16 protein-coding genes and 1 pseudogene are annotated in these 15,641 nt (G+C 62.8%); 8 read left to right on the forward strand and 9 right to left on the reverse strand.

Annotated elements, in window-relative coordinates; genetic code table 11:
• Positions 1-26: 26 nt before the first annotated feature.
• The 8 genes and pseudogenes from gmk to fabD all read right to left on the reverse strand — a co-directional run bounded on the left by gmk (position 27) and on the right by fabD (position 6,734).
• Entirely contained in the window at positions 27-683 is a 657-nt protein-coding gene (gene gmk / locus FJ543_RS29005; RefSeq protein WP_023773399.1) for a guanylate kinase, read from the reverse strand.
• Positions 684-704: 21 nt separating this feature from the next.
• Entirely contained in the window at positions 705-1,595 is an 891-nt protein-coding gene (locus tag FJ543_RS29010) for a YicC/YloC family endoribonuclease (RefSeq protein WP_140878612.1), read from the reverse strand.
• Between the two features lie 160 nt (positions 1,596-1,755).
• Positions 1,756-3,021 carry an endolytic transglycosylase MltG gene (mltG, locus tag FJ543_RS29015; protein ID WP_140878613.1) on the reverse strand — a complete coding sequence of 422 codons (1,266 nt, stop codon included), beginning with the start codon at positions 3,019-3,021 and terminating at the stop codon, positions 1,756-1,758.
• A gap of 102 nt (positions 3,022-3,123) precedes the next feature.
• Positions 3,124-4,386 carry a beta-ketoacyl-ACP synthase II gene (fabF, locus tag FJ543_RS29020; protein ID WP_023773396.1) on the reverse strand — a complete coding sequence of 421 codons (1,263 nt, stop codon included), beginning with the start codon at positions 4,384-4,386 and terminating at the stop codon, positions 3,124-3,126.
• 34 nt (positions 4,387-4,420) lie between these two features.
• A complete protein-coding gene (locus tag FJ543_RS29025; protein WP_006203723.1) occupies positions 4,421-4,657 on the reverse strand; it encodes an acyl carrier protein in 237 nt (78 codons plus the stop codon).
• A gap of 212 nt (positions 4,658-4,869) precedes the next feature.
• A complete protein-coding gene (gene fabG / locus FJ543_RS29030) occupies positions 4,870-5,607 on the reverse strand; it encodes a 3-oxoacyl-[acyl-carrier-protein] reductase (protein WP_140617222.1) in 738 nt (245 codons plus the stop codon).
• Positions 5,608-5,638: 31 nt separating this feature from the next.
• Positions 5,639-5,746 (reverse strand): annotated as a pseudogene (locus FJ543_RS32040) (type II toxin-antitoxin system RelE/ParE family toxin); the annotation flags it as partial.
• A gap of 37 nt (positions 5,747-5,783) precedes the next feature.
• Positions 5,784-6,734 (reverse strand): ACP S-malonyltransferase, encoded by a 951-nt coding sequence (fabD, locus tag FJ543_RS29040; RefSeq protein ID WP_140617224.1) that lies wholly within the window; start codon positions 6,732-6,734, stop codon positions 5,784-5,786.
• 243 nt (positions 6,735-6,977) lie between these two features.
• Between fabD and FJ543_RS29045 the strand changes: the two genes are divergently transcribed.
• On the forward strand, positions 6,978-8,939 hold the full coding sequence (locus tag FJ543_RS29045; protein ID WP_140878614.1) for an LTA synthase family protein: 1,962 nt from the start codon (positions 6,978-6,980) through the stop codon (positions 8,937-8,939).
• A gap of 52 nt (positions 8,940-8,991) precedes the next feature.
• Here FJ543_RS29045 and FJ543_RS31640 read toward each other — a convergent pair whose 3' ends face one another.
• Entirely contained in the window at positions 8,992-9,138 is a 147-nt protein-coding gene (locus FJ543_RS31640) for a hypothetical protein (protein ID WP_181166406.1), read from the reverse strand.
• 377 nt (positions 9,139-9,515) lie between these two features.
• Here FJ543_RS31640 and rpsF point away from each other — a divergent pair, with 377 nt between their 5' ends.
• From rpsF to FJ543_RS29080, 7 genes are all read left to right on the forward strand, one after another.
• On the forward strand, positions 9,516-10,004 hold the full coding sequence (rpsF, locus tag FJ543_RS29050; protein WP_015318508.1) for a 30S ribosomal protein S6: 489 nt from the start codon (positions 9,516-9,518) through the stop codon (positions 10,002-10,004).
• Complete coding sequence (gene rpsR, locus FJ543_RS29055; protein ID WP_006203718.1) at positions 10,004-10,252, forward strand: 30S ribosomal protein S18; 249 nt, start codon at positions 10,004-10,006, stop codon at positions 10,250-10,252. The genes rpsF and rpsR overlap by 1 nt, the downstream gene beginning before the upstream one ends.
• Positions 10,253-10,465: 213 nt before the next feature.
• Positions 10,466-11,050 (forward strand): 50S ribosomal protein L9, encoded by a 585-nt coding sequence (gene rplI, locus FJ543_RS29060; RefSeq protein ID WP_015318509.1) that lies wholly within the window; start codon positions 10,466-10,468, stop codon positions 11,048-11,050.
• Between the two features lie 177 nt (positions 11,051-11,227).
• Positions 11,228-12,520: a cyclopropane-fatty-acyl-phospholipid synthase family protein gene (locus FJ543_RS29065; protein WP_140617226.1), complete on the forward strand. Its 1,293-nt coding sequence runs from the start codon at positions 11,228-11,230 to the stop codon at positions 12,518-12,520.
• A gap of 90 nt (positions 12,521-12,610) precedes the next feature.
• The gene (locus FJ543_RS29070) at positions 12,611-12,934 is read left to right on the forward strand and encodes a YnfA family protein (RefSeq protein WP_015318511.1); all 324 of its coding nucleotides are present in this window, start codon (positions 12,611-12,613) and stop codon (positions 12,932-12,934) included.
• Between the two features lie 3 nt (positions 12,935-12,937).
• Positions 12,938-13,903 (forward strand): small ribosomal subunit Rsm22 family protein, encoded by a 966-nt coding sequence (locus FJ543_RS29075; protein WP_140878615.1) that lies wholly within the window; start codon positions 12,938-12,940, stop codon positions 13,901-13,903.
• Positions 13,904-14,148: 245 nt separating this feature from the next.
• Entirely contained in the window at positions 14,149-15,639 is a 1,491-nt protein-coding gene (locus tag FJ543_RS29080) for a replicative DNA helicase (RefSeq protein ID WP_015318513.1), read from the forward strand.
• Positions 15,640-15,641 lie beyond the last annotated feature (2 nt).

A 15,641-nucleotide genomic window follows, 5' to 3' on the forward strand; every position in this document is an offset into this window, starting at 1 on the left:
GCTATCCGGGAGAAGGAAAAAAGCGGTCAATCCGTCTTCTCGTCCAGCAAGCCCGACACGAAATCGAAAAGACCTGGCCGGCGGTCGCGGCGCAGCCGCTCTGCCACGACGATGCCGCGCACTTCGGCGAAAGCACGGTCTAGATCGTCGTTGACGATGACGAAGTCATATTCCTTCCAGTGCTCGATCTCGTTGCGGGCGTTCTTCAGCCGCGTCTCGATCACCGCTTCTTGATCCTCGGCGCGGCGCTTCAGCCGCGCCTTCAATTCCTTCATCGACGGAGGCAGGATGAAGATCGAGACGATGTCGGCGCGCATCTTCTCCTTGAGCTGCTGGGCGCCCTGCCAGTCGATGTCGAACAGCATGTCGCGTCCCTGCGCCAGCGCCAGTTCGGCAGGTTCACGCGGCGTCGCATAGCAATTGCCATGCACCTCGGCCCATTCGAGCAGCGCGTCGGAATCACGCAGCCGCTCGAATTCGCGCATCGTGCGGAAATGGTAGTGAACGCCCTCGATTTCCGAGCCGCGGCGAGGCCTTGTGGTGACCGAGACCGACAGTTCGAGGCTGGAATCGCTCTCAAGAAGATTGCGCGCGATCGTCGACTTGCCGGCACCCGATGGTGACGACAGGACGAGCATCAACCCCCGGCGGCGGATGCGGGACCCCAAATCCCTGGCAACCATCGGTTCCTTGGCAACCATCGGCTACTCCAGATTCTGGACCTGTTCACGAAACTGGTCGACGACCGCCTTCAGTTCCAGTCCGATCGCGGTGACGGCGGCGGCATTCGACTTCGAACACAGCGTATTCGATTCGCGGTTAAATTCCTGTGCCAGAAAATCGAGCTTGCGGCCAACGGCGCCGCCGCCCTCGAGTAAGGCCCGGCCAGACGCGACATGCGTTTTCAGCCGGTCGATCTCCTCGCGAATATCGGCCTTGGTGGCAAGAAACGCCGCCTCCATGTGCAATCGGCTTGCATCCAGATTGGCGGATGCATCCATCAACAGCCTGACCTGCTCGGCGATGTGTTCGCGGATCGCCGCCGTATCGCGCGACGGATCCGCTTCCGCGCGCAGGGTCAGTGTCTCGATGACGTCGATATGACCGGACAAAAGCAGGGCCAATGCGGCACCTTCGCCCTGCCGGGCCTGTTCCAGGCCGTTCAGCGCCACGTCGAGCGCGGCCATGATGGCGGTGTCGAGCGCGGCCCGCGCCTCGTCGGTTTCGATGGTTTCGGGAACGTCGAGCACACCACGCAGCGACAGCAAACCGTCAGCCGTTGCGGGCGCAACGCCGAACTGTTCCTGCAATCGCTTGGCCAGGCCGGCAAGATCTTTCAAAAAAACCTCGTTGACCACAGGTTGCGCCTGCGCGCCGGCGGCACGGCCGATGGTCAGCGTCGCCTGGAAGTTGCCGCGCGCGAAACGCTTCTGCAGCGTTTGCCGAAGCACAGGCTCCAACCGCTCGAACCCCTGAGGCAGCCGCAACCGCACCTCGACGCTCTTGCCGTTGACGGATTTGACTTCCCAGGCAACGGAGGTGCCGTCATGCTCGGCGACGGCGCGCGCAAAACCGGTCATGCTCTGCAAATTCATGTCGCCTGCACATCCCTGGCGCCTCACCCCGAAACCGGTTTTCCGGAGGGACGAGTGCGGCTTAACTTAAAATGACCATTCCGCGAATACGTCGAAATTGGACGCCTGGCGTTCCTTCAAATGTCAGGCCGCCGCCTTCCAGGCAACGCTTTTCTTCGCCTTACTGGGCCGCGCCTGCATCACCGCCAGCATCGCCATTGTCGCCATCGGTGCCGCTGTCAATGGCAGGCTTGTCGTCAGCTGGCTTGTCGGCACTGCCGCTGGCACCGGCGGCAGCAGCGGCCTTGGCTGCCTCATCGGCCTGCTTCTTCTGCAGCGCGCGATAGCGGGCGACGTTTTCATTATGCTCGTTCAGCGTCGAAGCAAAGACGTGACCGCCCGTGCCGTCGGCGACAAAATAGAGATCGTCGGTCTTCGACGGGTTGGCCACGGCCTCGAGGGCCGCGCGGCCCGGATTGGCGATGGGCGTCGGCGGCAAGCCGCTGATCACATAGGTGTTGTAAGGCGTCTGCTTCTGGATGTCGGACTGATAGATCGGGCGATCCGCCGGCTTGCCCTTGCCGCCAAACAGACCGTAGATGATGGTCGGATCGGACTGCAGGCGCATGCCCTTGGCCAAGCGGTTCAGGAAGACGGCGGCCACGCGCGAGCGTTCGTCGCCCTTGCCGGTTTCCTTCTCGACGATCGAGGCCAGGGTGACAAAGTCCTCGACGCTGGCCAGGGGCAGATCCGGCGCGCGCCGCTGCCACACCTCATCGACCAGTTTCTTCTGATCGGCGAGCAGCTTGTCGACCATCTGCTGACGCGTTGCGCCACGCGTGAAGCGTAGCGTGTCGGTGGCAAGGCTGCCTTCAGGGGGTGTCTTCGCCGGCATATCGCCGCTCAAAGCCGGTTCGTCGGCGATGCGCTGCAAGGCCTGCTCGACCGTCAGCCCCTCGGGAATAGTCAGCGAATACATCACCGACTTGCCGCTCTTCAGCAGTTCCATGATGTCGCGCATGGATGCCCTGGGCTTGATCTCGTACTCACCGGCCTTGAGCGCGGAATCGTTGCCGAAGGCACGCACCCCGAGGCGGAATACGCGGGCGTCGCTGATCAATCCGCGGCGCTCGAGCTGGTCGGCAATGTCCTGGACGCCGGTGCTGGGCTTGACGAGGAAAGTGTCGCCATTGGCGGATGGGCCGGGTTCGGTAAACTCCTGCTTGCCGAAATAGAGGGCCACGCCCGCCGCCAGAACGATCAGCATCACCGCCGAGATGACGAAGTTCATGAACACGACGACCTGGCTGCGCGAAGCACGCGAGCGTTTCGGCGGCGGTGTTCCGGCTTCGGGCCGCAAGGCTTCGCTGGCCGTCTTCGGCACGATCGGCCCGGTGTTCGCCGGCCTTTGCCCGAATTCTCCGTTGCCCGACGGATTAGTGTTCATGTCGCCCTACCGTTCGATCTCTCAACGAATCCCCTGCGGCAGAGTAGGGGCGAATATGGCAAAATTGACGACACGCCAAAGCATTGCCCGGTAACCGGACCGTCAGCCATTATACCGCTGGAAGACGAGCGAGGCGTTGGTGCCACCGAAGCCGAAGGAATTGGACAGTGCCACGTCGATCTGGCGGGCGCGTGGCTTGTTCGGCACCAGGTCGATAGCGGTTTCGCGTTCTGGATTGTCGAGATTGATGGTCGCCGGTGCGATATTGTCGCGGATGGCGAGGATCGAAAAGATCGCTTCGGCCGCGCCTGCCGCTCCCAGCAAATGGCCGATCGACGACTTGGTCGACGACATCGAAATCTTCGACGCCGCATCGCCGACCAGCCGTTCGACGGCGCCGAGTTCGATCGTATCGGCCATGGTCGAGGTGCCGTGCGCATTGATGTAGTCGACATCGGCCGGCGTAAGCTTTGCCCGGTTCAACGCCGCCGTCATGCAACGGAAAGCACCGTCGCCATCTTCAGCCGGTGCGGTGATGTGGTAGGCGTCGCCGGTCAGGCCGTAGCCGGTCACCTCGGCATAGATCTTGGCGCCGCGCGCCTTGGCATGCTCAAGCTCCTCCAGCACGAGGACGCCGGCGCCCTCGCCCATGACGAAGCCGTCACGGTCGCGGTCATAGGGCCGCGAGGCCGTTTGCGGGGTATCGTTGCGCTCGGTCGACAGCGCCCGGCATGCGGCGAAGCCGGCGAGCGACAGCCGGGTCACCGGCGATTCGGCGCCGCCAGCCAGCATGATGTCGGCATCGCCGAAGATGATCAGCCGGGCGGCGTCGCCAATGGCGTGCGCGCCGGTCGAGCAAGCGGTGACGACAGCGTGGTTGGGGCCTTTCAACCCGTGCCGGATCGAAACCTGGCCCGACACGAGATTGATGATGTTTCCGGGAATGAAGAACGGGCTGATGCGACGCGGGCCGCGTTCCTTGAGGATGATCGCGTTCTCGGCGATGCCCTCAAGACCGCCGATACCGGAGCCGATCAGCACACCGGTGGCGCAACGCTCCTCCTCGGTTGAAGGCTGCCAGCCGGAATCCTTCAGCGCTTCATCGGCGGCCGCGATCCCGTACAGGATGAAGTCGCCGATCTTGCGAAGTTCCTTCGGCTCAAGAATGGCTTCGGGATTGAGCGTGCCGTTGGAGCCGTCGCCGCGCGGAATGACGTGGGCGATCTTGCAGGCAAGATCGTCCACCTCGAACTCGGTGACGCGCTTGGCAGCGCTGCGGCCGGTCAGCAGTTCCTTCCAGCCGTGCTCGAAGCCCATACCGAACGGCGAAACCAGGCCAAGGCCCGTGACGACGACACGCCTCATCGCAGGTCCTCCCCGGTGACGACTGCGAAAAGCGTCAGGCCGAAGCCTTGTCGATGTACTTCACCGCATCGCCGACCGTCAGGATGGTCTCGGCCGCGTCATCGGGGATCTCGACGCCGAATTCTTCTTCAAACGCCATGACGAGTTCAACCGTGTCGAGGCTGTCAGCGCCCAGATCATCGATGAAGCTCGCCTGCTCCGTCACTTTGTCGGCATCGACGCCAAGGTGCTCGATGACGATCTTCTTGACGCGCTCTGCGGTGTCACTCATTTGGGGCATCCTCGTCTATTGTTTGTCTGTCTTCGTTAGCGGGCGGAATGCCGCTAATCAAGCTGAAAGATGGTCCTGCCGGAAACGCAACGGCCACGGACCGGTTTTTGCCCGAACCGCCGGGTTGCGGGCCGCATTACACGAAAAATAGCCGAGGTCCAAGCCGAAATGGTGGGTTTTCACAGCCCGTCGGCGTTGCTGTCGGGCTTCGCTCAGATCATCGCCATACCGCCATTCACATGTATGGTCTGCCCGGTTACGTAGGCGGCCTCGTTCGAAGCCAGATAAGCAACGGCGGACGCCACTTCGGCACTGGTGCCCATGCGCTTGGTGGGGATCGCCGCCATGATCGCCTCTTTCTGCTTGTCATTGAGCTTGTCGGTCATCGCCGATTCGATGAAGCCCGGCGCGACGCAGTTGACGGTGATGTTGCGGGTGGCGATCTCCTGCGCCAGCGATTTGGACAAGCCGATCATGCCGGCCTTGGAGGCGCAGTAATTCGCCTGGCCGGGATTGCCGGTCACCCCGACCACCGAAGTGATGTTGATGATACGGCCATGGCGGCGGCGCATCATCGGGTGAGTGAGTTCACGGGTCAGCCGGAAAACGGCGGTGAGATTGACCTCCATCACCGTATCCCAGTCGGCGTCCGACATGCGCACGAACAGGCCGTCCTTGGTGATGCCGGCATTGTTGACCAGGATGTCGACGCCCTCGAGATCCGCCTCCGCCTTCTGGCCGAGTGCCTTGACCTCGTCACGGTTCGACAGGTTGGCCGGGAACAGCTTGACCCGGTCGCCCAATTCGGAGGCCAGCGTCTCCAGTTTCTCAACGCGCGTGCCGTGCAGGCCGACGGTCGCGCCTTGCGCATGCAACACCCTGGCGATCGCCTCGCCGATGCCCCCCGATGCGCCGGTGACAAGCGCCTTGCGGCCGGTCAGTTCGAACATCTCTTGTCCTCTTCTCAAATCGTACGGACGGTTATCGATAAACATCACCCCGATGGCCAATCGTTACCACCAGAATGACCAGCCGCTTGTCCTGTACATCGCAGATTACGCGGTAATCCCCAATCCGATATCTCCAAAAAGTCGTCAAAGAAGATGTCGGCGGCGAAGAATTCAAGTCACAGCGCAGCCACAGCCGCCTCGACCTCGGGTGCGGAACCCACGGAGGCGGTGGCGATGTCGCGGTTGATGCGACGAGCCAGTCCTGAAAGCACCTTGCCGGCACCGATCTCGTAAAGCGTGGTGACGCCGTTGGCGCCGAACCATTCCACCGTTTCGCGCCAGCGGACGCGACCGGTCACCTGCTCGACCAGGCGCCCGGCGATCCCGTCGGGATCGGTCAACGGCTGCACCGATACGTTGGACACCACGGGAACGATTGGCGCGGTCTTTGTCACGCCGGCAAGTGCCTCGCGCATGACATTGGCGGCCGGCGTCATCAAGGCGGAATGGAAGGGCGCCGAAACCTGCAGCATCAGCGCCCGTTTGGCACCTTTTTCGGTGCACAGTTTCGCTGCCAGTTCAACCGCCGCCTTCGCGCCTGATATGACCAGTTGGCCGCCGCCATTGTCGTTCGCCACCTGGCAGACGGCCCCCCTGCCAGCCCCCAGGGCGGCCTCAGCACAGGCGGCTTCGACATCGGCCTGCTCCAACCCGATGATCGCCGCCATGGCGCCCTCGCCGGCCGGCACCGCTGCCTGCATGGCGTTGCCGCGGATGCGCAGCAGGCGGGCGGCATCGGCAACGGAAACGAAGCCGGCGGCGGCGAGTGCCGAATATTCGCCCAGCGAATGGCCGGCGACATAAGCGATCTTGTCCTTCAGCGAGAAGCCGCGCGATTCCATCGCCCTGATGGCGGCAAGCGACACCGCCATCAGCGCCGGCTGCGCGTTGGCCGTCAGCGTCAGCGTCTCTTCGGGACCTTCCCAGATCAGCTTCGACAGGTTTTCGCCGAGCGCGTCATCGACTTCCTGGAAAATCCTGCGTGCCTCGGGAAAGGCATCGGCAAGATCCTTGCCCATGCCGACAGCCTGGCTACCCTGTCCCGGAAAGGTGAATGCAACGGCCATGCGAGGGCTCCCCTGACTGGTTTTGCTTGCCTGATACTACGAATTTTCCCTGCCTGTGACGCAAGGCAGGCCGCCAAGTCAAGCCACTTCAGCCCATGCCAATGGGCCTATCCCCGCGCGAGTGCCTGTTCCGAAAGGCTTTTTGGCGATCACACCTGATGAAAACCGCTCACGAATCGTTCGCTGGCTCTTCTTATTTCCGCCACAGGCGCTAGCTTTGCGTGACAATTATATGACAATCGAATGACGTGGGTTGTCTTTGGGCGGGAAGTTGAAGTGGCAAAGAGTTTCAAACGTGCCGGCAACGCGGCGCCGCAGTTCCTGGAAGACGATCCGTCCACCGGCTATCTGCCGGGCCGTAGATGGCCTGTTGTCCGCTACGGGCTGATCAGCCTGGCGATCTCGGCCGTCTTGGTGTTCGCCATCGAACTGATCGTGCGCGGCGATGTCGCCGGCACCGTTTTCTTCTTCCTGCAGCCGTTCAAGCCGGGCTGGACAACTATCGTCGTCTTCGCGCTGGTCCTGATCGGTCTCGACGCGGTGCTCGGCCGCAGCCATCAGAGCCTGATGATCGTCGCGCCGCTGACCTTGTCGCTGGCCTTTGTCGGCCACCAGAAGTCGCATTATCTCGGCGATCCGCTCTACCCGACGGATTTCCTCTACGCCCGCCAGATCTTCGCCCTGCTGCCGCTCTTGGTGCGCGAGCGGCCAATGACAGCGCTGGCCATGGTCGCGGGCATCGTCGCCGGCCTGTCCCTGCTCGTCTACGGCTGGCGGCTATGGCGCCGCAGGGTTCCGGCCCTCAGCCGCAAGGGCCGCCTTGCCCGGCTGACGCTGGCGGTGCCGCTGCTCGCCTTCTTCGTTTCGATCATGGATTACGCCACCTTCTCGTGGACCAGGGACCGGCTGCAGATCATCCCGATCATGTGGGACCAGAAGGAAAACTACGCCTCCAACGGCTTCGCGCTCGCCTTCGCGCTCAACGTGCCGATGGCGCATGTCTCGGCACCGCCGGGCTATTCCGACAAGGCGATCGCGGCGATCGAGCGGCCCGAGGTGACCGCCTCGGTGCCGGCCCAGAAGCCGGACATCATCATCGTCATGAGCGAATCCTTCTGGGATCCAACCAAGCTGCCCGGAGTCACCATCACTCCCGATCCGATGCCCAATGTGCGGGCGCTCCGCTCGGGCTCGATGTTCTCGCCCGAATTCGGCGGCATGACCGCCAACATCGAATTCGAAGCGCTGACCGGCTTTTCCAATGCTTTCCTGCCGGCCGGCAGCATCCCCTACCAGCAATATGTCCGCACCCCGACGCCGTCGATGGCGACCTTCCTGAAGAGCCAAGGCTACAGGGCACGCGCCATCCATCCAGGCACGAACTGGTTCTGGAACCGCGGCGCGGTCTATGCCGATTTCGGTTTCAACGACTTCAAATCGGAAGAGACGCTGCCGCCCATGGAAAAGCGCGGACCGCTGGCATCCGACGCGGCGATGACCGACGAGATCATACGCGAAGCGGACGCCAGCGAGGACCCGGTGTTCTTCTTCGCCGTCAGTCTGCAGAACCACGGCCCCTATGAACCGAACCGTTATTCGAATCCGACCCATTCGGTGCAAGCGCCGATCAGCCAGTGGGCGCGCGACTCGCTGCTCTCCTACGCCGAAGGTTCAGCCGACGCGGACCGCGGCCTTGAACGGCTGATCGAATGGGCCAAGAGGCGCGAGCGGCCCACGATTGTCGCCTTTTTCGGTGACCACCTGCCGCCGCTCGGACCGGTCTATGTCGAGACCGGCTTCCTGAAGGACAACGTCGCGCCGCGCAAGGAACCGACGCCGGAAGCCGCCCTCGAACATCACGCGACACCGCTGATCATCTGGTCGAACCGCTCCGGCCCGGTCGAGAATCTGGGCACGGTCAGCCCCGCGTTCCTGCCCTATCATATCCTCACCGCCGCCGGCATCACCCACCCTTACTACACCGGTTTCCTGGGCGAGATGCGGGAGCGCTATCGCGTCGTCGACCGCAACCTGCTGCTCACGCCGGCCGGGGCGGCCACGCCAGACTGGTCGCGTCAGAAAGAGATTGACCCGGCGATCCGCGACTTCCGGCTGATCCAGTACGACATGATGTTCGGCAAGCGCCATGCCGCGCCCGACTTCTTCCCCGAAACGGTCGACAAGATCGTCGCCCATACGAGTTGAGCCGATCGGCGGGCGCTTAATTTCCCCTGCCGCCCGCCTTCGGAGCAGCCGCTCAGTTCGTCAATTGCAGCTTCGAAAATTTGTTGGCGATCTGCAGAAACACGTTCGGCAGCTTGGCCGGATCATCGATGGCATAATAGTCGCTGGGATTCGAGGCGGAGGCGCTGTAATGGGTGCGGTTGGCGACCGTTGACGGCATGGCTCAACCCTGTGCGACCTGACATTGCGGTTAAGGGCCGGTTGCCGGGAAAATCGCCGGCCTGCCGGGCGCTGCTACCTGGGTTCCTGCGGCCTGCGACATCAGGGATGCCGCTTGGCCTTGCTTTATCAGCGGATTGCTTTATAGACGCCGCCAATCTGCCGGTCCCAGCTGGGGGCTGAACGGAGGGCCGGAGGTTTTTTCGAGAACCTTCGTGTGAAGCCAGAAGCGTTTCCGCCTCCCGTGTCTCCGCTCTCGACCGTCTCGTCATGCTCCTTTCTTCCCCGCGCCTTTCGAGGCACATGCGGGTCAGAGAAGTTGCAGAGGCTTTTGCCGCCGGGAACCGGGAGAGAAACGAAGAAAGGCACCAAGACATAATGGCTCTTTACGAACATGTGTTTCTTGCCCGGCAGGACCTCTCGCAGCAGCAGGTCGATGCGCTTGTCGAACAGTACAAGGGCGTCATCTCAGCGAATGGCGGGTCCGTCGGCCGGGTCGAGAACTGGGGACTGAAGTCCCTCACCTACCGGGTCAACAAGAACCGGAAGGCATACTACACGCTGATGGACCTCACCTGCCCGCCGGCAGCGCTCAACGAGATGGAGCGCCAGATGGGTCTGTCCGAGGACGTGCTGCGCTTCCTGACCATCAAGGTCGAGGCGCATGAGGAAGGCCCTTCGGCCATGATGCAGAAGCGCGAAGAGCGCTCCGAGCGTGGTGGCTTCGGCGATCGCGACCGTGGCGATCGGCCGGCCCGCAGCTTCGGCGACCGCGGCGATCGTGGCCCGCGTTCGTTCGGCGATCGCGAAGGCGGCGACCGTGGTCCGCGCCGTCCACGCGAAGGTTTTGAAGGGGGTGCAGAATAATGGTCGACATCAACCAGATCCCGACCCGGCGCCCTTTCCATCGCCGCCGCAAGACCTGCCCGTTCTCCGGCGCCAACGCCCCGAAGATCGACTACAAGGACGTGCGTCTTTTGCAGCGCTACATTTCCGAGCGCGGCAAGATCGTGCCGTCGCGCATCACCGCGGTCAGCCAGAAGAAGCAGCGCGAGCTCGCCAAGGCGATCAAGCGCGCCCGTTTCCTCGGCCTGCTGCCCTACGTGGTTCGCTAATTCTTCCGAACGGGCGGTTCGCCGCCCGTTCCTGTCACCGGCCATGACGGGCATGACCGGTTAGCGTCAAATCCCGAGTTGAGGTCAAAACCTCTAACTGCCGCGACAGGCAGGACAGCGACACCGGCGGCAACGCCCTTTTGCTTCCTGACCTGTTCCAAAGAATTCGGCGTCGGCCTTGTGGACGGACGCCCAACCGAAAGGAACATAATCATGGACGTTATCCTTCTCGAACGCGTCTCCCGCCTCGGCCAGATGGGCGATACCGTCAAGGTCAAGGACGGTTTCGCCCGCAACTTCCTGCTGCCGCAGGGCAAGGCGTTGCGCGCCAACGAAGCCAACAAGAAGAAGTTTGAAGGCCAGCGCGCCCAGCTCGAAGCCCGCAACCTTGAGCGCAAGTCGGAAGCCGCAGAGGTTGCCGAAAAGCTGGACGGCAAGAGCTTCATCGCCGTTCGCTCGGCCGGTGAGACCGGTCAGCTCTACGGTTCGGTGTCGACGCGCGATATCGCCGACCTGCTGACCGCGGAAGGCTTCACGGTCAACCGCAACCAGATCCAGCTCAACCAGCCAATCAAGACCATCGGCGTCACCAATGTGGCAATCGCGCTGCATCCGGAAGTCGAAGTCACCATCACGCTCAACATCGCCCGCACGGCTGACGAAGCCGAGCGCCAGGCCAAGGGCGAGACGCTGACCACCGCCGAAGCCATTTATGGCGACGACATCAACGACAATGCGCGGCCGGAAAACTTCTTCGATCCGAATGCCGAGTTCGAAGGCGGCGAAGAAAACGCCTGATCACATACGCTCCGAGCGCCGGACCGGCGCTGCGATCGTGCTGTCGATTTCCAGTCATTTCTGGACCAATGCCCGGGCCTCTCGCCCGGGCATTTTTGTGCCAAAAGGAACTTTTCGAAACCCTATATATTGATGCAGAGTAGGACAGCCTGTCTGACCGTGAGGGGACACCGGACCATGAATATTCTGTTGAAGCGCGTTCTCGACCGCCTGGTGCGCACGGGCAGCCTCAAGGTAACCGGGCCGAAGGGCACGACGTTCATCTTCGGCGACGGCAGCGGCGAGCCGGTGCACATGCACATCAAGACCAGGCATGCCGAGCGCGCCATCACCTTCGATCCGATGCTGGCGGTGCCTGAATCCTACATGGACGGCGAGCTGGACATTCTCGAAGGCGGCGTTCTCGGACTGATGCGCATTGCCTTCCAGAACATGGGCAGCGGCGGCATCGACGCGACGTGGTCGAAAGCCATCGAGGGCCTGCGCCACGCCTTCCGCCGCCTGCAGCAGATCAACACCACCTCGCGCTCGCGCCGCAACGTGCAGCGCCACTACGATCTGTCGGGCGAGCTTTACCGGCTCTTCCTCGATGAGGACATGCAGTATTCCTGTGCCTATTTCGAGCAGCCGGACATGACGCTCGACGAGGCGCAGGCCGCCAAGAAACGTCACATCGCCGCCAAGCTCAGGCTGAAGGCCGGCCAGACAGTGCTCGACATCGGCTCCGGCTGGGGCGGGCTCGGCCTCTATCTGGCCAAGGCCTTCGATGTCGACGTGCAAGGCGTGACGCTGTCGACGGAACAGCATGGCGTCGCCACCGACCGGGCTCATGCGCAAGGGCTGGAAAACCACGTCCATTTCGAACTGAAGGACTATCGCGAGCTCAACGAACGCTTCGACCGCATTGTCTCGGTCGGCATGTTCGAGCATGTCGGGGTCAACCATTACCGCACCTTCTTCGACAAGGCGGCAACATTGCTGAAGCCTGATGGCGTCATGCTTTTGCACACGATCGGCCGCTCCGGCGTGCCGTGGGCGACCAGCGCCTTCATCCGCAAGTATATTTTCCCGGGCGGCTACATCCCGGCAATGTCCGAGGTGCTGCCGGCGATCGAGAAGTCCGGCCTCGTGGTCACCGACGTCGAAATCCTGCGGCTCCATTATGCCGACACGCTGAAGCATTGGGGCCAGCGCTTCGCAGCCAACCGCGACAAGGCAAAGGCGATCTATGACGAACGCTTCTGCCGCATGTGGGAGTTCTATCTGGCCGCCTCGGAAGCTGCCTTCCGTTGGCAGGACTTGGTGATTTTCCAGTTCCAGATCGCCAAGAAGAACGACACGCTGCCGATGACGCGCGACTATATGGCCAAATGCGAGAAGGCGCTGGAGTTGCGCGACATGGGCCGCCGCGAGGCGGCTCCTGTCGAGAAGTCCGCCAAGCCCGCCCGCCGACGCAAGGTGGCGGAATAGGGACAGCGCTGACGGGACGCATTATTGGCGCTTGCCATTATAGGCTCCTGCCCCGAAAAAGGCCTCGTGATCGTCGCGAGGCCTTTTTTCATGACCTATCTCCTCTACACAGCCGCGGCGCTTGCCGAGATCGCCGGCTGCTTTTCGGTGTGGGCGTGGTGGCGGCTGGAGAAATCGCCGCTCTGGCTGCTGCCTGGCTTTGCCTCTCTGATTGTGTTCGCCTGGCTTCTGGCGTTGGTCGACACCAATGCAGCCGGCCGCGCCTATGCCGCGTATGGCGGTATCTACATCGCTGCCTCGCTCGCCTGGTTGTGGCTGGCCGATGGCGTGCGGCCCGATCGCTGGGACCTTGCCGGCGCGGCGCTCTGCATGGCCGGCGCCTCGATTATCCTGCTTGCACCCAGGGGGGCATAGGCCATGGAGCTGCCGGCCGCTCTTCGACAGGGCGTCGATCGCCTTTTGGAAAAGGTGGCGCTGCCGGACCTGAAGCAGGCGGCGAAAACCCTGTCCGACCGCTACCGCGCCGAATTGCGCGACGGTCGGCTGCATATGGCGCAGGACATGGCGGTCAAGGCCTATCTGGCGACGCGCATGCCGGCGACCTACGCCGCGGTCCGCGCCAGCCTCGATGCGCTCGCCGAAGCCCGGCCGGATTTCACACCCGCGACCTTGCTCGACGTCGGCGCCGGCCCCGGCACCGTGCTTTGGGCCACCAGCGATCTCTGGCCTGACCTGGAACTGGCCACGCTGCTTGAGGCGAGTGCCGCGGTGCGCAAGGTCGGTGAGAGGCTTGCCGCCAATGCGATCACGGCCCAGACCGTCTGGCGGGCCGGCGATGTCACGACCGACATTGCCGACCTCCAGTCCGCCGACCTCGTCACATGTGCCTATGTGCTGGACGAGATCGCGCCGACGTCCCTGCCCAAAATGGTCGACCGGCTATGGCAACTCACCAAGGACACGCTGTTGATCGTCGAGCCGGGCACGCCGGCGGGCTGGCTGCGCATTCTAGCTGTACGCGCACAATTGATCGCGGCCGGCGCGCATGTGCTGGCGCCCTGTCCGCACGAGGCGCCCTGCCCGCTCAACCCGCCGGACTGGTGCCACTTTTCCCGCCGCGTCGCCCGCTCGCGCCTGCACCGCCTGGCCAAAGAGGCGGAAGTACCGTGGGAAGATGAGAAATTCATCTATGTAGCCGCTTCGCGCCAGCCGGCTGCCTTCCGCGCCGCGCGGGTCGTCGCGCCGCCGAAATCCGGTTCCGGCAAGGTCGTGCTCAAGCTTTGCGAGGCAAATGGCAGCGCCGGCGAAAGGCTCTTCACCAAGCGCGACGGTGACGCGTTCAAGGTGGCGCGGCGGGCGGATTGGGGCGATGCACTGGCATGAGGATGAAAGAGACACGACAGCCTCGCAATCCGGTGTCGCCAGCGCTCACCTTCCTGTTTTGTTCTCCTGCGAAAAACGCTAAGTTGCCAACTCTCGATTCGAGTCAATTGCGATTCTTTCCACGGAAAAATTTTGGCTGTGAATCGCGAGTACCAAAGCCGCTTCTTCACGGGCTGTTGCAGATAAGTCAGCACTGACTTGTCCAGTTCTGATATCGACAGACGGGGATCGAAATCGGGGACATCATGGCAGAGGCAGCACGAAAATTCGGCGTGGCAGAGCAACCGCTCTATCGCGAATCGCCCAACAACATCGAGGCCGAGCAGGCGCTGCTTGGCGCTATACTTGTCAATAACGATGCCTTCTACCGGGTGTCCGACTTCCTGAAGTCCGGCCATTTCTACGAACCCCTGCACCGCAAGATCTTCGATGTCGCGGCCGAGCTGATCCGCATGGGTAAGGCGGCGACGCCGATCACGCTGAAGACCTTCCTGCCCGCCGACGAAAAGGTCGGCGACATGACGGTGGCGCAGTATGTGGTGCGGCTGGCGGTGGAAGCCGTCACCGTCGTAAACGCCACCGACTACGGCCGCGCCATTTATGATCTGGCGACCCGCCGGGCGTTGATCACCGTCGGCGAGGACATGGTCAACATCGCTTATGACGCCCCTGTCGACATGTCGCCTTCCGAACAGATCGAGGACGCGGAGCGCCGCCTGTTCGAGCTGGCCGAGACAGGGCGCTATGACGGCGGCTTCGAGAGCTTCACCGACGCGGTCAAGACCGCGGTCGACATGGCCAACGCCGCCTATATGCGTGACGGCGGTCTGTCGGGCCTCGCCACCGGCATGCGCGATCTCGACCGCCGCATGGGCGGCCTGCAGTCGTCCGATCTGATCATCATCGCCGGCCGTCCGGGCATGGGCAAGACATCGCTCGCCACCAACATCGCCTTCAACATTGCCGAGATGTATGAGCCGGCGCAGCAGGCCGATGGCTCATTCAAGGCGGCCAATGGCGGCGTGGTCGGTTTTTTCTCGCTCGAAATGTCGTCCGAACAGCTGGCAACCCGCATCATTTCCGAACAGACGGAAATTTCGTCCTCCAAGATCCGCCGTGGCGAAATCAGCGAAATGGACTTCGAAAAGCTGGTCGCCTGTTCGCAGACCATGCAGAAGATCCCGCTGTTCATCGACCAGACCGGCGGTATTTCCATTGCCCAGTTGTCTGCCCGCGCGCGTCGTCTGAAGCGCCAGCGCGGCCTGGATCTGATCGTCATCGACTATATTCAGCTGATGCAGGGCTCATCCGCCAAGTCTTCGCAGAACCGCGTGCAGGAAATCACCGAGATCACCACGGGCCTGAAGGCGCTGGCCAAGGAACTGGCCGTGCCGATCATCGCGCTGTCGCAGCTGTCGCGTCAGGTCGAAAGCCGCGACGACAAGCGTCCGCAGCTCTCCGACCTGCGCGAATCCGGTTCGATCGAGCAGGACGCCGACGTCGTCATCTTCGTCTATCGCGAGGAATATTACCTCAAGAACCGCGAGCCGAAGCTCGGCACCGAGGAATACGTCAAGTGGGAAAACGAGATGAACGAGATGCGCGGCAAGGCCGAGGTGATCGTGGCCAAGCAGCGCCATGGGCCGACGGGCTCTGTCACGCTTGCCTTCCACGGCGAATTCACCCGCTTCTCCGATCTCGCGGAAGAGCACCATATCGCGGAAAGGTTTGAGTAGCC

The sequence above is a fragment of the Mesorhizobium sp. B2-5-7 genome, from assembly GCF_006440875.1.
Taxonomy (GTDB): domain Bacteria; phylum Pseudomonadota; class Alphaproteobacteria; order Rhizobiales; family Rhizobiaceae; genus Mesorhizobium; species Mesorhizobium australicum.